At 70.3% G+C, this 16,444-nt stretch carries 15 protein-coding genes; 3 read left to right on the top strand and 12 right to left on the bottom strand.

Annotated features, from left to right (window positions below; translation table 11 throughout):
• Positions 1-8: 8 nt before the first annotated feature.
• Genes ACFPIJ_RS23715 through ACFPIJ_RS23705 form a run of 3 tightly spaced genes read right to left on the bottom strand, consistent with a single transcriptional unit; the run spans position 9 to position 3,603 of the window.
• On the bottom strand, positions 9-2,789 hold the full coding sequence (locus ACFPIJ_RS23715) for an Hsp70 family protein (protein ID WP_380117366.1): 2,781 nt from the start codon (positions 2,787-2,789) through the stop codon (positions 9-11).
• Between the two features lie 34 nt (positions 2,790-2,823).
• The gene (locus tag ACFPIJ_RS23710) at positions 2,824-3,027 is read right to left on the bottom strand and encodes a hypothetical protein (protein ID WP_380117365.1); all 204 of its coding nucleotides are present in this window, start codon (positions 3,025-3,027) and stop codon (positions 2,824-2,826) included.
• A 27-nt stretch (positions 3,028-3,054) separates the two neighbouring features.
• Positions 3,055-3,603 (bottom strand): TetR/AcrR family transcriptional regulator, encoded by a 549-nt coding sequence (locus ACFPIJ_RS23705; RefSeq protein ID WP_380117364.1) that lies wholly within the window; start codon positions 3,601-3,603, stop codon positions 3,055-3,057.
• A gap of 84 nt (positions 3,604-3,687) precedes the next feature.
• Between ACFPIJ_RS23705 and ACFPIJ_RS23700 the strand changes: the two genes are divergently transcribed.
• A complete protein-coding gene (locus ACFPIJ_RS23700) occupies positions 3,688-4,572 on the top strand; it encodes an SDR family oxidoreductase (protein WP_380117363.1) in 885 nt (294 codons plus the stop codon).
• On the opposite strand, the gene ACFPIJ_RS23695 is transcribed toward ACFPIJ_RS23700, so the two are convergent.
• The 3 genes from ACFPIJ_RS23695 to ACFPIJ_RS23685 all read right to left on the bottom strand — a co-directional run bounded on the left by ACFPIJ_RS23695 (position 4,559) and on the right by ACFPIJ_RS23685 (position 6,976).
• The gene (locus ACFPIJ_RS23695) at positions 4,559-5,158 is read right to left on the bottom strand and encodes a HEAT repeat domain-containing protein (protein WP_380117362.1); all 600 of its coding nucleotides are present in this window, start codon (positions 5,156-5,158) and stop codon (positions 4,559-4,561) included. The genes ACFPIJ_RS23700 and ACFPIJ_RS23695 overlap by 14 nt on opposite strands.
• Before the next feature lie 61 nt (positions 5,159-5,219).
• Positions 5,220-6,005, bottom strand: a complete 786-nt coding sequence (locus ACFPIJ_RS23690; RefSeq protein WP_380117361.1) for a hypothetical protein — start codon at positions 6,003-6,005, stop codon at positions 5,220-5,222.
• Positions 6,002-6,976 carry a hypothetical protein gene (locus ACFPIJ_RS23685; RefSeq protein ID WP_380117360.1) on the bottom strand — a complete coding sequence of 325 codons (975 nt, stop codon included), beginning with the start codon at positions 6,974-6,976 and terminating at the stop codon, positions 6,002-6,004. The genes ACFPIJ_RS23690 and ACFPIJ_RS23685 overlap by 4 nt, the downstream gene beginning before the upstream one ends.
• A gap of 213 nt (positions 6,977-7,189) precedes the next feature.
• On the opposite strand from ACFPIJ_RS23685, the gene ACFPIJ_RS23680 reads away from it, so the two are divergent.
• The gene (locus tag ACFPIJ_RS23680) at positions 7,190-9,199 is read left to right on the top strand and encodes a choice-of-anchor D domain-containing protein (protein WP_380117359.1); all 2,010 of its coding nucleotides are present in this window, start codon (positions 7,190-7,192) and stop codon (positions 9,197-9,199) included.
• A 66-nt stretch (positions 9,200-9,265) separates the two neighbouring features.
• Here ACFPIJ_RS23680 and rlmB read toward each other — a convergent pair whose 3' ends face one another.
• Both rlmB and cysS read right to left on the bottom strand, forming a co-directional pair.
• The gene (gene rlmB, locus ACFPIJ_RS23675; protein WP_380117358.1) at positions 9,266-10,363 is read right to left on the bottom strand and encodes a 23S rRNA (guanosine(2251)-2'-O)-methyltransferase RlmB; all 1,098 of its coding nucleotides are present in this window, start codon (positions 10,361-10,363) and stop codon (positions 9,266-9,268) included.
• A gap of 6 nt (positions 10,364-10,369) precedes the next feature.
• Complete coding sequence (gene cysS, locus ACFPIJ_RS23670) at positions 10,370-11,776, bottom strand: cysteine--tRNA ligase (RefSeq protein WP_380117357.1); 1,407 nt, start codon at positions 11,774-11,776, stop codon at positions 10,370-10,372.
• Between the two features lie 57 nt (positions 11,777-11,833).
• Between cysS and ACFPIJ_RS23665 the strand changes: the two genes are divergently transcribed.
• On the top strand, positions 11,834-12,466 hold the full coding sequence (locus ACFPIJ_RS23665; protein ID WP_380117356.1) for an IclR family transcriptional regulator: 633 nt from the start codon (positions 11,834-11,836) through the stop codon (positions 12,464-12,466).
• Between the two features lie 7 nt (positions 12,467-12,473).
• On the opposite strand, the gene ACFPIJ_RS23660 is transcribed toward ACFPIJ_RS23665, so the two are convergent.
• The 4 genes from ACFPIJ_RS23660 to ACFPIJ_RS23645 are packed head-to-tail and all read right to left on the bottom strand — an operon-like array spanning position 12,474 to position 16,423.
• Complete coding sequence (locus tag ACFPIJ_RS23660) at positions 12,474-13,004, bottom strand: GNAT family N-acetyltransferase (protein WP_380117355.1); 531 nt, start codon at positions 13,002-13,004, stop codon at positions 12,474-12,476.
• Positions 13,001-14,017 carry a hypothetical protein gene (locus ACFPIJ_RS23655; RefSeq protein WP_380117354.1) on the bottom strand — a complete coding sequence of 339 codons (1,017 nt, stop codon included), beginning with the start codon at positions 14,015-14,017 and terminating at the stop codon, positions 13,001-13,003. The genes ACFPIJ_RS23660 and ACFPIJ_RS23655 overlap by 4 nt, the downstream gene beginning before the upstream one ends.
• Positions 14,018-14,067: 50 nt before the next feature.
• On the bottom strand, positions 14,068-15,009 hold the full coding sequence (locus ACFPIJ_RS23650; RefSeq protein WP_380117353.1) for a hypothetical protein: 942 nt from the start codon (positions 15,007-15,009) through the stop codon (positions 14,068-14,070).
• A gap of 31 nt (positions 15,010-15,040) precedes the next feature.
• A complete protein-coding gene (locus tag ACFPIJ_RS23645) occupies positions 15,041-16,423 on the bottom strand; it encodes a class II fumarate hydratase (RefSeq protein WP_380117352.1) in 1,383 nt (460 codons plus the stop codon).
• Positions 16,424-16,444: the final 21 nt, after the last annotated feature.

Below are 16,444 nucleotides of genomic sequence, written 5' to 3'. Positions count from 1 at the left end.
GAGCAAAATCAAGCAGCAGCAAACCGCCACACCTGGAACTTGCCCTCACTCGCACACAGGATCACCGCCGCGTTCCACGAACACGTCAACCCGATCGTCTTCGTCAACGGCCCCAGCGCGATCCGCTCCCCCGACGCCGACGAAACCCCGACCAGCGTGAGGTTGTACGCCGACGTCGCGCTCTGCGTGCCCGTGAAGAACATGAGGCTGCCGGCCGTGACCCGGACCCCGTAAGAGCCCTTGTCGTCGTTCTTCAGCAGCTGTTTCCCGTCGTACGACAGCAGCACGCTCGCCGGATTGTCCCAGTCCGTTGCCAGGACCTGCCGGCCGGCGGGCACGAGGACGGTGCTGCCCGGCGCCGGCGCGTTCCAGACCTCTTTCTTGTCGGCGATGGAAATCGCCCGGACCGTGTTGTCCTTGCCGTCGGAACTGCTGCCGTCGATGAGACACAGCCGCCCGTCGGCGCACGGCGACCAGTCGATGAGCCGCACCTTGTCGTTGGCGAAGCTGTAGATCTGGCTGGGTTCGCCGGCGCTGCCGAGGTTGTAGGCATTGACGGTGTACTTGGTGCTGCCGCCCGCCACGAACAGTTTGTCGTCGTGCGCGAGGTACTTGGCGCCGTACTCGCCGACGTTGTTCCAGCTGCGGATCTCTTCGCCCTTGGTGGCGTTGATGAGCCGGATCTTGTCGTCGCCGTCGATGCTGATGAGGTCGTCGCGGGCCGGCATGTCGCGGCTGGTAGACACGCCGCTGTAGTTGCCGGGGCCGCGGAGGTCGGCGCTGTTGGACTGGTCGTAGATGACCGAGCCCTTGGCGTTATCGGGTCGGGTCCACGCGTTCTTGCCGGCCCAGGTGACCGCCTCGGTCTTCTTTCCTTCGTACCGGTGGATCGCCAGCACCGGACCGAGCGGGTAGAGCAGGTCGTAGGTGTCGATCGTCCCCTGCCAGACCGTCTTGCCGTTCTTCCAGTCCAGGATGAACACGCTGCCGAGTTCCGAGCCGGTGCCGGTGACGACGATGCCGGTCTGGTACGCCGCGACGGTCCACTTGCTGTAGTCGCGATCGATCGTGACCTTGGGCCACGAAACCTTCATGCCGCCCAGGTCGATGGCCTGGATGAAGTACTGCTTGCCGACCTTCCAGCCGATGACGGCGCGGTCGTTGACGGTGGCGGAGTGGATGGCGTCGAGCTTCGTCGGGTCGCCCATCTCGAACGACTTCTCGCCCTTCAGCGTGGCGAAGTCGACGGTGGTGCTCCGGTCGCGGAAGAACCAGAGGTACCCGCCGGCCACCACCGCGAGCACGACGACCGCGGCGGCAACGGCGATCAACAGCCCGCGCCGGGAGCGACCGCGCGTTCCTGAAACCGGCGGCGGCACCGAACCAGGCGCGGCGGCCTGGAACGGCGCGGTCGGCGGTGCGCCGTTGTACTGCCCGGGCGGGATCACCTGCGACGCCGACATCGGATACCCGGAAGGCGGCCCACCCGAGGTCGGCGCCCCGAACCCACCGGACGTCGGCGCGGCACCGAACCCGGGCGACACCGGCGCGGCAGCGGGTCCGCTGCCGAAAGCGCCGGTCGGAGACCCGGTCGGCGCGCCATGGAAGCCGGCCGGAGACCCGGTCGACGCGCCGTGGAAGCCGGTCGGGGCGGCACCGTACCCGGTGGCCGAGGTCATCTCGGCGCCACCGAACCCCACCGTCGGCGCGGGCGGTGCCAGTTCGGCCAGGGCACCTTCGGCGACCGGGAGTTCGGGCTGCTCCAGTACCGTCGGCGGAATCCCCAACTCGGCATGCAGGTGTCGCGACGCGAGCGGCAGCCGGGACGACCCGCCGACCAGGAACAGCCCGGCGAGCTGATCGCCCCGCAACCCGGCGCCCGAAATGACGGAACCGGTCTCCCACACGGCCCGGCGGATCAGCGGCCCGATGACCCGGTCCAGCTCCTCGCGGGTCAGGTGGATCGCCTGGTCCGAGCCCGGCACAGTGATCGGCGCGACAGTGGTCCGCGACAGCATCTCCTTCGCCCCGCGCACGTCGTCCCAGAACAGCCGCCGGTCCCGCCGAGAAGTGGTCGTCGCCGGGTTCCGCAGCGCGTCCCAGATCGCCGGGTTGATGCTGGAGATCAGCTGCCCAAGGTGCTCGACGAGCGCCGCGTCGATGTCCAGCCCGCCGAGGTCTTCCACACCCCCGGACCCGATGACCGTGAACCGCCCGTTGTCGTTGCGGACCACGGCGATGTCGAGCGTCCCACCCCCGAAGTCGAAGACCGCGAGGGCGGAGCCCACGGGGACCGGGCGGCGCAGTACATCGGCGAAGTAGCGGGCGGCGGCAACCGGCTCGGGGACCAGCATGACCGGCGGCCAGCCCGCGCGCCGGGCGGCGGTGGCGAGCACGTCCCGCCGGTGGGTCCCCCACGCGGCCGGATACGTGAGCACCGCGGTGGGCAGGAACCCGACGGCCTCGACGGCGGCCCGGGCAACGGCGGCGAGGATCGCGGCGAGCAGGTCGACGGTCGCGATCTCGCGGTCGCCGAGCAGCACGGTCGGCTCGTCGATGCGGCGTTTCGGGTTGGGCTCGAAGCGCGAGGGGTCGAGCCCCGCCAGGCGGGCCGCATCGCGACCGACGTGCAGCCGCCCGTGCTCGTCGAGGAAGACCCCGGACGGCATGATCGGCGCACCGTCGACGAGCAGCGGTCGGGTCCGCCCGTCGGGCCAGCGCACCACGGCCACCGTGTTCGACGTGCCGAGGTCGACACCGATCGCGAAGCCCTGCTGAGGCTCAGTCACCGGCCCATCCTAGGTGCGCCGCCAAACAGTCCGTTCAGGCCGACGAACGGGAGGCGCCGAGCAGTTTCGCCTGGCTGCGTTTCAAGTCCGCGAACGAACGCCGGGCGTACTCGGACACCTGCTCCCCCGGAAACCGGACCAGCGCGAGATGGTCAGCGACGTCGCCCGCGGCCCACCGCGCCACGAGGATCTCGCACGCCGTCACGTGCGCGCACAGGTCCAGCAGCACCGCTGGCATCGACGACTCGATGAGGAGGTCCCGCGATCACTGCAGCGCTTTGAGGCCTTCGAGGGTCGCGCGGATGCAGGCGGGGAAGTCCGGCTGGTCGTCGATCCACTGCTCGAACGCCACCTTGAACACCGTCACCCCCACCTCCGCGGCGAGCGTGGCGGTCGGCTCCGGCACGCCCCGGTCGCGCAACGCGGACGCCGCCGCCGCGCCGAGGGTGGCGAGTTTGAGCAGCTCACGCTCCTGCAGACTGGGGTTGGCGGCGATCGCGGCGGCCCGCTGCCGGGCGAAGTCGCGCCGCTCCTGCATCATCGCCGCCGCGTGTTCCATGGCCGCGCCGACCATCTCGATCGCCGTTTGCGCGGCTGAGGAGGCGATGGCCGTGACCACCGTCTCCTGCAGCGTGCCGGCGCCGTCGAACAGCACCTCCCGCTTGTCCGCGAAGTGCCGGAAGAACGTGCGCTCGGTGACGCCGGCCCGCTGGGCGATGTCCGCGACGGTGGTCTGCTCGTAGCCGCGCTCGGTGTACAGCTCCAGCGCCGCCACCATCAGGCGCCCCTTCGCGTCCGGCTCCCAGCGTCCCATGTCCCCGAGTCTAGTGATGGCAGCTTCTGACATCACGCGCTATGGTTCCTGATGTCAGCCTCTGACATCGCTAAGGAGCTTCTCATGAAGGTGTTCGTCACCGGAGCATCGGGCTGGATCGGGTCCGCCGTCCTCCCCGAGCTCATCGCCGCCGGCCACGACGTCCTCGGCCTGGCCCGCTCGGACGCCTCGGCCGCCGCCGTCACCGCCGCCGGCGCCCAGGTCCACCACGGCAGCCTCGACGACCTGGACAGCCTCCGCACCGGCGCCGCGGCCGCCGACGCGGTCATCCACCTCGCGTTCAAGCACGACTTCACCGACTACGCCGGCGCGGGCCGCACCGAACGCGCCGCCGTCTCGGCCATCGGCGACACCCTGGCCGGCTCCGGCCGCCCGTTCCTGTTCGCGTCCGGCGTCGCCCTGCTCACCCCCGGCCGCGTCGCCACCGAACACGACCCGAACCCGTTGCGCGGTCCCGACGCCCCTCGCGGCGGCGCCGAGAACCTGGCCTTCGAGTACACCGACCGCGACGTCCGCACCGTGAGCCTCCGCTTCGCCCCCACCGTCCACGGCCCCGGCGACCACGGCTTCGTCGCCCAACTCGTGCGCATCGCGAGGGAGCACGGCGTGTCGGCCTACTCCGGCGACGGCTCCAACCGGTGGCCCGCAGTGCACCGTTCCGACGCTGCCGCGTTGGTACGCCAAGCGCTCGAAGCCCCGGCCGGCACCATCGTGCACGCGGTGGCCGAGGAGGGCGTGCCGGCCCGCGACATCGCCACGGCCATCGGGCAGGGCCTGGGGCTGCCGGTCACCACCGCAACCCCTGACCACTTCGGCTGGCTCGGCCCGTTCTTCGCCGCCGACATCCCCGCCTCGAGCACCGTCACCCAGAAGCAGCTCGGCTGGACCCCGACCCATCCGACCCTCCTGGAGGACCTGGCTGCGGGCCACTACTTCACGGCGCGGTAGGTCCCGCCAGGATGCGCGCGGCCAGGTCGCGCATCCACGGGGCCGGATCCTGCAGCACGCCACGCATCGCGGCCAGCGCCCGCGGGTCGTCACGCAGGCTGCTCATCGCCCCGAGCGCGTCGCCGCGCACCTCCACGTCGGGGTCGCGCAGCGCGGCTTCCAGGAGATCGAAGTCCTCGGGCGTGACGACGTACCCCAGCGCCCACAACCCGGCACGACGCAGGTCGGTGTGCCGCTCGGTGGCGAACGACACCGCCGTCGCGCGGCACCCGACCGGGTCGGCGCCCATCAAATCGGCAAGCGTCGCCGACAACCCGTCCCAGTCGTGATGTATGGGCCGCGCGATGGCCCTCAACAGCAGCGGAAATGCCCGCGGGCCAAGGATTCCGGCGAGGACCTGCGCCAGCACCTCGACACCGAAGAAGTTCTCCTCGTCGAGCGAGCGCTCCAGCCCCGCCTGCACCCGCGGCACGAGGGTGCGGTCCCCGCTCTCGGCGAGCCGCTGAACTTTGCCGTGGTCGTACTCGATGCTGAAGTCGTTGAAGCCGGCCAACACCTCGGTCAGTGCAGCGTGCGTGTCGAACACACTCGGACAGTACCGATGCCACCCGTCTGATGCCTGCCTGGTCACCTGGCTCTCCGGCAGTTCAGCCAGGTCGGGTGACCAGGGACGCAATGAGTGTTGCGAGCCGGGCTGCGGGCACGTCGAGGTCGTTCAGGCGCCGGCTGCGTCGGGCCAGCTCGTGCAGGTGTGCCGCGGCGTCGCGGCGCGAGGCCCGCAACGGCGTCTCCGACAGCCGCCAGCCGCCGATCTCGCCGGCAGGGTGGGTGTCGACGATCTCCAGCAGGCGGTAGATGTCCTCGACGTCGCGGGGTTGCTGCCGTGAGCCGTACGCGAGCGCCTTGATCACCAGCGCGAGTTCGACCGTGGGCACCGGCACCGTGAACTCGAGTGTGGCGCCGTCGAGCATCCGTGCTCTGGCGTCGATCACGATGGGGTCCGCGGCCAGGGCGGGGGCGAGCCCGGGAGCTGCGTCGAACGCACGCCCGCCGTGTTCCTGCGGCCGGAAGCGCCCGTCGAGTGAGGGTATGAGCAGGTCGACGGCGAGTTCCGGAACGGGCCCGCCCGCAACGGCGAGGTCGGGTACCGGTCGCGTGTAGCTGTTGCCGCTGGTCGCGGTGTACCCGTGATCGAGGAGACGCTGATGGATGACGCCGGAGCCGGCGAGTTCGGTGGTGATGGCGGCATCGGCGTCGCGGGTGCGGCGCACGGCGATCCCGGCGACAGGGAACGCGGTCAGCAGCAGCGACGCCATCTGCCCGCCGATGATGCGCACGTTCTGGTCCGCGGTGATCGCCGTGATCTCCGCGAGCGATCGTATCGACAGCTCGTCGGCGTACGAGGTGGCCGCGAGCTCGACACGACGCGTCATGCCCATAGTGACTCCCGCAATGCTCGCGCTCGAAGTTGGTCGACGGCTTCGTCGACGTCCCCGCCGGGTGACCGGCGCAGGTCCCACGCCGCGATCAGCGGGTCGGCGTACCGGCGTGGGCCCCTCGTTGACGGCCACTCGCGGGACATCGTCAGCACCGTCGGATCCCTGGGGGTGCACAGCTCGACCGTCGCGTCCGCGGACCGCACGGTGGCGAAGCCGTGCTCCTCCAAGGCGGGCTGATCGACGACGTACGCAACGACCCGGCCCGGCCGTCGCCACGGGGCGTACAGGTCGGCGGCGAGATCGCCCGACACGGCCGGCCGAGCAACCTGTTCGATGCGTTCGAGCTGCGCCGCCAGGTCTCCGGTCGCCGCCCAGTACGTGGTCAGCCCCCGCGGCCCCGGATAGTGCGACATGAACCGGTCCCAGCACCCCGCCCGGTCGACAACCTGCCAGCCCGCCGGTGTCCGCGCCACCAGTTCCTCGGGCAGCGGCAGTTGCTTGCCGATCGCCACGTGCGACACCCCGAGCCGGCGCGCCATCTCCGACTGCGACAACGGCCCGGCAGGGCTCAGCGCGAACAGCCGCAGCATCGCCAGCCGAGCCCAACTCGTCCGCCCCGGATGCCCGGGACCGGCCGGCCGTTGCTCACCGGCCCGGTGCACCTCGCCCTGGAAGTGGACAACGGCATCGTCGACCGCCGCGTAGGCGACGCGGTGATCCCGCTCAGCAGCCAGGTGGAGGGCACGCCCCGCCCGAGCGACCACGAACAGCAACCCGTCCACGTGCGGGCGCAGCGCCGCCACGGCGCGATCGATCGCCTGCGGGCTCGGCGAATGGCGTAGCAGCAGCACCTGCCGGCGTGACCACGCACCGTCGCCCGTGCCGATCTCAACCTCGGCGCTGCCCGTGACCCGCCGATCCAACCCGACATCCAGCAGCAACTCGACACCGTCGCTGCTCTCCACCAAGCAACTGTAACCTACCTAGAACATTTCCAGGTGGGTTACATCGACAAGCTCAAGGCCGAACGGCCGATTGAATCAAAGCTTGTGCATCTCTATTGTGCTTGCCGTTGATGCAACATCAACAGCCAAACAACGGGGAGTAAGATGCGCCTTTTGCGCAGGTTTGGTGTCGTCTTTGCAGCGGTAACCCTTGCCGCAACCGCATTGCCCGGTGTGGCCAATGCGGCTGGGCCAACCGCTCCGTACGACGCCTTCACCATCAACGGATACTGGAGCTACGGCGCCGATCCCAGCAACTCCACCATCTCGCTGACCATGCGAGGCGACGAGGGCTTCCAGTTCGGGGCCCAACAGATCGGCGGCGACCACTACTACTACGCCCTGGTGAGCGCGCCGACCGGGCAGACGCTCAGCACCGGCACGTTCCCCACGACCAGGTTCGGCGACGCGACGCACTACGGCCTGGACGTGTTCGGCGACCACGTCGGCTGCAACACGTCGACGGGCTCGCTCACCATCCACTCCCTCACCCGCGACCCGGCGAGCAAGGCCGTCACGTCGATCGCGGCCAGCTTCCGCATGCAGGACTGCGTCGAAGCACGCGGCGAGATCCGCTGGCACTCGGACATGGCCTATGTGGACGGTGCCCAGACGCCCAACTCCCTCGGCTTCGCCACGGTCGACCTCGGCCACACCGCACCGGCGCAGACGGTGACGATCACGTCGTCGGGGAGTTCGGCACTCCAGCTCGGTGCTGCCTCGCTTGGCGGTGCGGTGCCGGCCGCGTTCGCGATCACCGGCAACACCTGCTCCAACGTCACGCTGCAGTACGGGCAGACCTGCACGATCAGTGTGAAGGGCCAGCCCACGGCGGCCGCCGTGCAAACCGCGACCATCACCATCCCGGACAACAGCACCTTCGGGAAACGGACGATCGACCTGCGCATGACCGGGCGCCTCGGCGCCGAAGGCACCTACGTGGCCGAAGGCCCACATCGGGTGCTCGACACGCGGGAAGGCCAGGGTGCGCCGAAGGCACCGATCGGGAGCGGTAAGACGCTGCACCTGCAGTTGGGGGGCGTCGGCTACATCCCGTTGAACAATGTGTCGGCGGTCGTGTTGAACATGACCGTGACGGAACCGACCTCGGCGGGTTACCTCACCGTCTACCCGACCGGTGTCGCCCGCCCGACGGCGTCGAGTCTGAACTTCCCGGCGGGGTGGACGGGCGCCAACTCCGTCACCGTGCCGGTCGGCGCCAACGGCCAGATCGACATCTACAACGCTGCCGGCAACGTCCACGTCATCGCCGACGTGCTGGGCTACTACCTCGGCTACGACGACACGCAGACCCGGTACCCCGCTGGGCAGTACTGGCCGACCGAACCGGAGCGACTGCTGGACAGCCGTGACCCGGAATTCGGCGGGCCGCTGGGTCCGTACGAGTACGTGCGGATTCCGGTCAGCTACGGCGCAAAGTTCAACCCCTACATCCGGGCACTCGCGGTGAACATCACGGCGGTCACCCCGACCCAGGGCGGGTATGTGACGGCCTGGCCCGGCACGTACAACCCACCGCTCGCGTCGACGCTGAACTTCACGAAGGGCTCGGTGGTGCCGAACCTGGCGGTCGTGCCGACCTCGTGGTGCTCTGAGTGCGGTGGCAACGGGTATCCGTCGATCGGCGTTGCCAATTTCTCCAGCGGCAGCACGCACATCGTCGTGGACATCTTCGGCTTCTACGACGACGGTCAGGTCCCGGGTGGTCTGCGGTTCCACCCGCTGACCCCGAAGCGGATCGTCGACACCCGCGACGGGCTGGGCGCGACCACGTTCACCGGCACCGGGACCAAGACGGTCACCACGCCGGCATCGGTCGCCGGTGACAACACGTACGCGCTCGTGACCAACGTGACCGGGGTCGACCCGGCGAACTCGACGTACCTGAGCCTGTGGGCGGCCGGCGACGCCCAGCCGCTGGTGAGCAACCTGAACCTGACCCCGCACGAGGTCCGGCCCAACGCCGCCTTCGTGAACGTCGGCCCAGGCAACAAGTTCAACGTGTTCAACGCGGCGTGGAAGGTCGACGTCGTCATCGACGTGGCCGGCACGTTCGAGTTCCTGCCCGGATCGGTGCCGTCGGTCCAGAGCGGCAGCGTGGCCCACCAAGGTCTGCTGCAATCCAGCTCGGCCGGCGCACCACAGCGGCAAACACTGCGGTAGATCGAGCAGTACAAAACGACGGCGTCACCGGGGTACCCCGGTGACGCCGTCGGCGCATTTCCAGTGTCAGTGGGTGCGGCGGCGGTTGACCTCCGCCAGGGTCACCGCGGCGGCGACCGAAGCGTTCAACGACTCCACCTCGGAGATCATCGGGATCCCCACCTTCAGGTCACACGTCTGCCCGACGAGCCGGGACAGCCCGCGCCCCTCCGAGCCGACCACCACGACCAGCGGACCGACCGCGGCCTCCAGGTCGTACAGCGACGTCGCGCCGTCCGCGTCCAGGCCGACGACGATGAAGCCCTCGTCCTGGCACGCCTTCAGCGACCGGGTCAGGTTCGTCACCTGCGACACCTTCACCCGCGCTGCCGCGCCGGCGCTGGTCCGCCACGCGGTGGCCGTGATGGCCGCCGACCGGCGCTCCGTCAGGAACACGCCCTGCGCGCCGAAGGCGGCCGCCGACCGGATGATCGCGCCGAGGTTCCGCGGATCCGTGATGCCGTCAAGCGCGATGAGCAGCGGAGCCGCGTGCTCCTTCGCCGCCGCGAGCAGGTCCGCGAACGGCTCGTACGCATACGGCGGGACCTGCAGGCCCAGCCCCTGGTGCAGGACACCGCCCGTCATGCGGTCGAGCTCGGCGCGGGTGATCTCCAGGATGGCGATGCCGCGCTCGGCGGCGGTGCGCACGGACTCCTTGACGCGCTCGTCCATGTCGAGGCCGATCGCGACATACAGCGCGGTCGCCGGCACGTGCGTGCGCAGGGCCTCCACGACCGGGTTCCGGCCGACGAGCAGCTCCGGGCCGTCCTTCGGCTGCGTCGACTTGCGGCCGGGCGAGACCCGGGGCGTCGAGCGCGAACCCTGGGCCGCCCCGGACTTCTTGACACTGAAGGGGCCCTTGCCGGCCGTGCGCTTGGTGCCCGGCTGGCCGATCTTCGGAGCCCGCCCCTGGGCCGCGGCGGCGCGCAGCTCGTTGGCCTGCTTCCGGGCGGTCTTCTGCGGGAGCTCCTCGTCGCCGCTGTACCCCTTGTGCCAGGGGCGCTCGTCGGCGGGCAGGGTGCGACCGCGGCCCGCGAGGGACTGGCGGTTCTTGCCGCCGGTGCCCTTCGCGGCGCCCTTCTTCGACACGACCCGCTTGCCGCGGCGTTCAGAGTTGCCTGGCATGTGTTCTCAGCTCTCCAACGTCCATCGTGGACCGGCCGGTGTGTCCTCCACCGCGATACCGGCGTGTTTCAACTGGTCCCGCACCGCGTCGGCGGCGGCCCAGTCCTTGCGGCCGCGGGCCGCGGTGCGCTGCTCCAGGGCGAGCGCGACGAGCGAGTCGACCACACGGGTGAGGTCTCCGGCTTGCGTGGAGGCCCACTGCGCGTCCAGCGGGTCGAGGCCGAGGACGTCCAACATGGCCCGCACGGTGCTCAACGCCTTGGACACCGCCGTCAGATCGCCAGCGGCAAGGAAACCGTTCGCGTCGCGCACCACATCATGAAGGACGGCAAGCGCACGCGAGGTGTTCAGGTCGTCGTCCATGGCCTCCGCGAACGCGTCCGGCACGTCGCCCACCACTCCGGGCCCGACGAGCTCCACCGCACGGGTCACGAAGTTCTCGAGGCGACGGTACGCGGCCGCGGCCTCCTCCAGTGCCTCCTGCGTGTAGTCGATCACCGACCGGTAGTGCGGCGCGAGCAGGTAGTAGCGCACCTCGACGGGGCGCAGACCGGACTCGACCAGCGCCTCGAGGTTGATGACGTTGCCGAGCGACTTCGCCATCTTCGAGCCGCCGAGGTTCAACAGCGCGTGATGCACCCAGTACCGCGCGAACGGGTGCCCGGCCGCGTGCGACTGGGCGATCTCGTTCTCGTGGTGCGGGAACTTCAGGTCGAGGCCACCACCGTGGATGTCGAACTCGATGCCCAGGTAACGCCAGCACATGGCGGAGCACTCGATGTGCCAGCCCGGCCGGCCCGTCCCCCACGGCGACGGCCAGTTGGCCTCGGCCGGCTCCTCAGGCTTGGTGCCCTTCCACAACGCGAAGTCCCGCGGGTCCTTCTTCGCCCGCTCGGGCCCGTCCGTGGCCGGCTCCATGTCGTCGGGCCGCTGCCCGGACAGCGACCCGTACTCCTCGAACGAGCGCACGTCGAAATACACGTCGCCGCTGCCGTCGGGCGCCGGATACGCGTGGCCACGGTCGATGAGCAGCTGGATCAGCTCGTGCATCTCCGTGATGTGCCCGGTCGCCCGCGGCTCGTAGGTCGGCGGCAGCACGCCGAGCTTCAGGTACGTCGCCGACAGCAGCCGCTCGTTCGCATACGCGACGGCCCAGAACGGCTTGCCCTGCTCCGTGGCCTTGACGAGGACCTTGTCGTCGATGTCAGTGATGTTCCGGATGAACGTGACGGTGTACCCGGAGCGCAGGAACCAGCGCCGCAGCACGTCATAATTCACCCCGGAGCGCAGGTGGCCGATGTGCGGCCCGCCCTGCACGGTGAGCCCACACAGGTAGATACCGACCTGCCCGGGCGTCATCGGGACGAAGTCCCGGACCGATCGGGTCGCGGTGTCATACAGGCGTAGGGTCACGGATGCAAGAGTAACGGTCGCACCGCTCCAAGCTCACATCCGCATAACCTGGTTGCCGTGGCTACCGAGACCGCCCAAACCCTCGATCGGGGCCTGCGCCTGCTGCACGTGGTCGCAGAGACCCCTGGCGGCCTGACCATGACCGAGGCAGCCGCGCTGCTGGGCGTCGGCCGGGCGGTGGTGTACCGACTGGTCGCAACCCTGTCCGAGCACGGCATGGTCCGGCGCGACCGATCCGGCCGCCTCCGCTTGGGTGCGGGGGTGCTGCAACTCGCGCGCCGGGCGCAGCCGTTGGTGGCCGACGCTGCGTTGCCGGCGTTGCGACGGCTCGCGGAGACGGTGGGCGCGACGGCGCACCTGACGATCGCTGATGGCGGCGAGGCGTACGCCCTGGCGGTGGTGGAGCCGAGCTGGACACAGTTCCACGTCGCGTACCGGACCGGCTCCCGCCATCCACTGGACCTGGGCGCCGCGGGCAAGGCGATCCTGGCGGGCCGCCGCGGCGACTACGCCGTGGTGTCGACGGTGGGCGAACTGCAGGCCGGCGCGTACGGGGTGGCCGCCGCCGTCGCGGGCGTCGAGGGGCTGGAGGCGAGCGTGGGCGTGGTCGCCCTGACCGCCCTGGACCCGGCATCCGTCCCGACCCACGTGACCGCCGCCGCGACCACGGTCGCCAAGGCGCTGAGCTGACCCGCGCTCACAACGGCGGGGGTGGGTCGGTGCGGAGGCGGCTGTACAGGTAGCCGTCGCGCCACTGGCCGGCGCGGAACTCGCAGGCCCGGACGATGCCCTCGAACAGGAAGCCGGCCTTCTCCAGGGATTTCTGCTCGGCGATGTTCTCCGGGTGGGTGCCGGCCTGGATGCGCTGCACCGGTGAATGGGCGAACAGGTGGTCGCACAGCATCGCCTGGGCCCGCCAGCCAAGGCCGCGGCCGCGCCATTGCGGGAGGAGGGCGATGCCGATCTCCCAGTAGCCGACGGGACCGCCGTACTTGCCGGCGATGTAGCTCACGAACCCGGCGGCGACCCCGTCCGGCTCGACCTCGACCATGAGCCGCCCGTAGTCGGCGCCGAGGTAGCCGTCGTGGGCGAACTGCCGCGCCGGGCCGTGAGCGTCGCGGAACCCGGCCCAGTCGAGGCCGATGAGCCCGGGCTCCGAGCCGAAGCGGCGGAACATGTCCAGGTCGGCCTCGAGCACCGGGCGCAGGCGGATGGAGAGGTCGCTCATTCGGGCTGGGCGACCGCGACGGGGGCGGCTGCCTCGACAGCCGGCCGGGTCAGCAGGTGACTGATCGCCGCGAACAGCAACCCGAGCATCAGCGCCGCGAACGACAGCGACAGGTCCGTGTCGGCGGAGTTGATCGGCGGGTTGTCGGCCACGGAGGTCATGGCGCCGCCGATGGTTGAGCCGAGGATGTACAGCAACACGTACCCCGGGATCAACGCGACGGCGCAGGCGACCAGCACCCCGAGCAGCCGCAGCGGCGACACACCCCGGGCGGCGGCGACCGCGGTGGCCGCACCGGCCGGCAGGAACAGCAGGCCGAGCATGCCCAGCAGGCCGTACGTGGCGGTGGCGGGCCACGCCGCGAGGGCGGCAAGCGCGACGAACGGCGCCATCCACAGGACCCGGCCGAGCGGCAGCAGCGCCAGCGCGACGGCCGCGAACATGAGCACCAGGCCGACCTTGAGCAGCGAGAGGGCGTTCTCGACCTGGACCTGCTCCGCGTTGGTGACCGGCTCCTCCCACGGCGTCGTGATCAGCACCGTGGTCGCGGCGCACACGGCCGCGACGGTGGCTAAAAGATGCCCGGTGAACCCTGACCCGGGCTCGCCGGTCGAAACGAACCGGGCTGCAACCGCGATCACCGCGAACCCGGCCACACCACCGATCACCAGCTGGACGGCCGTCGTGCCGCCGCTCACGTCGAACCGGTCCAGCACCAGGTCGACCCCGATCCACGCGGCGGTCCCGACCGCGGCGGCCGGGATGCCGCGGACGTTCGCCCGGCAGATGAGGACCACACCGACGAAGGCGAGCAGGATCGCGAGCTGGCGGATGTCGCGCGGCCAGTACGTGTTGTTGCTGCCGATCTCCGGGTACTGATCACCGGTCGCCGGGTCGGTCCAGAACCCCTCGGGCTGCATGTACGGCTGGTAAATCGCCAGGCTCACCGCCCAGATCACGGCGGCTACCACCCCACTGAGCGCTCCGAGCACGATCCGCCAACTGGTCCCCATCGCTGCATCCTGATGCCTGTCCGCCCGCAGCGGAACCCCCCGCCGCCTGATCACCCGGCGGTGAGCCCGCCGGTGGGCCCAGTGGTGAGGCCAGCGGTGAGCCCGGCGGTGAGCAGGTCGCCGAACTGCTGTCGCAGGGTGAGCAGGCCGACGTCGGTCCGGCCCGTCGCCTGCCGGATGAACGATGGCAACGGCCACTGCGCGAGGTACCCGAACCGCGCCGCGTAGATGCCGACCGACTGCAGGGCGTACCGGTCGGAGAAGTCCAGGAGGGCGTAGCCGAGCAGTTGGTACACGTCGGTGGCGGCGAGCGTCGGCGACCGCGACCCGTCCAGCCGTGGCTTCCCGCCGCGGCCGGCCTTGACGTCGATGAGCAGCCCCGCCACGACCAGGTCACCGTCGGCCGCGAGGGGCCCGTCGAACGTCGGCCCGGTGTGCACCTCGCCGGCCGCCAGCCGTGGCAGCAACCGCGTCCGGGCAAGGTCGCGCATCGCGATCAGGTCCGCCACCTCGTCGTCGTTGGCGAGCGCCAGCAGCTCCGCCGCCCCACTCCCCGGCGGCAACGTGAACAGCCGCGACCCGGTGACCAGCGGACTGCGGTACCGCTCCACCAGCAACGCCAGCGCATAGCAGGTCCTCGCCCACCACTCGTCCGGCCGCCCCGCATGCAACGCCGGCTCGAAGATCGTCGGCCGGCGTGGGCAGAGCTCAGCGAGCAGCGCCCGCCCCGCCGCGTTGAACCCGCTCGGAGGACCCCACAGCCCCTTCGCCGGCAGCTCCAGGGACACCCGCTCGCCGACCAGCATCCGCAGCCAGTAGTCGATCGCTGCGCCCTGGGTACCGAGGGCAACCGCCTCCGGCGGCGTGACCACGATGTCGTCGACGGCGTCCCGGACGGTCTGCTGCAACGGGGTCAGGTGCGGAAACGTGGTCCGCATCCACCGCCCGACCGGATTGTCGGACCGCTGCACCGCAACGGTGAGGCTCACCATGCGATGCAGCCTACGAGCGATGTCCGCGCGGTCAGGGGTGGGTCATGGAGAGGAGATCGAGGGCCTCGTCGAGCTGCTTCTCGGTCAACGTGCCCTTGTCGAGGTGGCCACGGGAGACGACGACCACGCGGATCGTGTGACCCGTGGCCAGAGCCTCCTTGGCGACCGCGGCGGCCTCGTCATAGCCGAGGTACTTGTTCAGCGGGGTGACGATCGACGGGGAGCCGGCGGCGTACGAGTGCAGCACCTCCTCGTTCGCCTCCAATCCGTCCACGCACCGGGCGGCGAACAGACGGGAGACGTTGGCCAGCAGGCGGATCGACTCGAGGAGGTTGCGGGCGATCACCGGCAGCATCACGTTGAGCTCGAAGTCGCCCTGCGAGCCGGCGAAGGCGACCGCCGCATCGTTGCCGATGACCTGTGCGACGACCTGGCGCACCGCCTCGGGCACGACCGGGTTGACCTTCCCCGGCATGATCGACGAGCCGGGCTGGAGATCCGGCAGCCGCAGTTCGCGCAATCCGGCTCGCGGACCCGAGCCCATCCACCGGATGTCGTTGGCGATCTTGTACAGGCCGACCGCGATCGTCCGGAGCTGCCCGGACGCCTCCACGAGGGCGTCGCGGGCGCCCTGGGCCTCGAAGTGGTTGCGCGCCTCCGTCAACGGCAGGCCCGTCGAGGCCGCCAGGGCGACGATCACCGACGAGGAGAACGACGGCGGCGTGTTGATGCCGGTGCCGACCGCGGTCCCGCCGAGCGGCAGCTCGCAGACCCGGGGCAGCACGGACGAGACCCGGTCGATGCCGTAGCGGACCTGCGCCGCGTACCCGGAGAACTCCTGCCCCAGCGTCACCGGCGTCGCATCCATGAGGTGCGTGCGGCCGGCCTTCACCACGGAAGCGAACGAATCCGACTTGTCCGAAAGGGCGGCAGCAAGCGTGGAAAGCGCCGGCAAAAGCTCAAAGGAAAGCGCCGCCGCCGCGGCGATATGAATCGACGTCGGGAACACGTCGTTGGAGGACTGCGACGCATTCACGTGGTCGTTCGGGTGCACCGGTTTGCCCAGCAGCCGAGCGGCGAGGGAAGCGATGACCTCGTTCGCGTTCATGTTCGACGACGTGCCCGACCCCGTCTGGAACACGTCGATCGGGAAATGCTCGTCATGCACCCCGGAAGCCACGTCGTCCGCGGCAGCCGAAATCGCCGCGGCCACGTCGAGAGGCAGCACGCCCAGCGACCCGTTCACCGTGGCCGCCGCGCTCTTGATCTGCGCCAGGGCCTTGATGTGCGCGGACTCCAGGCGCCCGCCGGAGATCGGGAAGTTCGCAACCGCCCGCTGTGTCTGCGCCCGCCACAGCGCATCGGCCGGGACCTGGACCTCGCCCATCGTGTCGTGCTCCACGCGAAATTCCATACCTGGAAGCTTGCCCCGCGG

Source organism: Dactylosporangium cerinum, from assembly GCF_042653625.1.
Taxonomy (GTDB): Bacteria; Actinomycetota; Actinomycetes; order Mycobacteriales; family Micromonosporaceae; genus Dactylosporangium; species Dactylosporangium cerinum.
Note: the sequence above shows the minus strand (reverse complement) of the source record. Positions and strands in the feature narration are given on the sequence as shown.

Excerpts from the sequence above, each read along its gene's own strand:
- ACFPIJ_RS23650 (WP_380117353.1), bottom strand. The coding sequence starts at position 15,009 with ATGGTGAGCCTCACCGTTGCGGTGCAGCGGTCCGACAATCCGGTCGGG.
- ACFPIJ_RS23690 (WP_380117361.1), bottom strand. The coding sequence starts at position 6,005 with ATGACGCGTCGTGTCGAGCTCGCGGCCACCTCGTACGCCGACGAGCTG.
- ACFPIJ_RS23710 (WP_380117365.1), bottom strand. The coding sequence starts at position 3,027 with ATGCCAGCGGTGCTGCTGGACCTGTGCGCGCACGTGACGGCGTGCGAG.
- rlmB (WP_380117358.1), bottom strand. The coding sequence starts at position 10,363 with ATGCCAGGCAACTCTGAACGCCGCGGCAAGCGGGTCGTGTCGAAGAAG.
- ACFPIJ_RS23645 (WP_380117352.1), bottom strand. The coding sequence starts at position 16,423 with ATGGAATTTCGCGTGGAGCACGACACGATGGGCGAGGTCCAGGTCCCG.
- ACFPIJ_RS23700 (WP_380117363.1), top strand. The coding sequence starts at position 3,688 with ATGAAGGTGTTCGTCACCGGAGCATCGGGCTGGATCGGGTCCGCCGTC.
- ACFPIJ_RS23660 (WP_380117355.1), bottom strand. The coding sequence starts at position 13,004 with ATGAGCGACCTCTCCATCCGCCTGCGCCCGGTGCTCGAGGCCGACCTG.
- ACFPIJ_RS23655 (WP_380117354.1), bottom strand. The coding sequence starts at position 14,017 with ATGGGGACCAGTTGGCGGATCGTGCTCGGAGCGCTCAGTGGGGTGGTA.
- ACFPIJ_RS23705 (WP_380117364.1), bottom strand. The coding sequence starts at position 3,603 with ATGGGACGCTGGGAGCCGGACGCGAAGGGGCGCCTGATGGTGGCGGCG.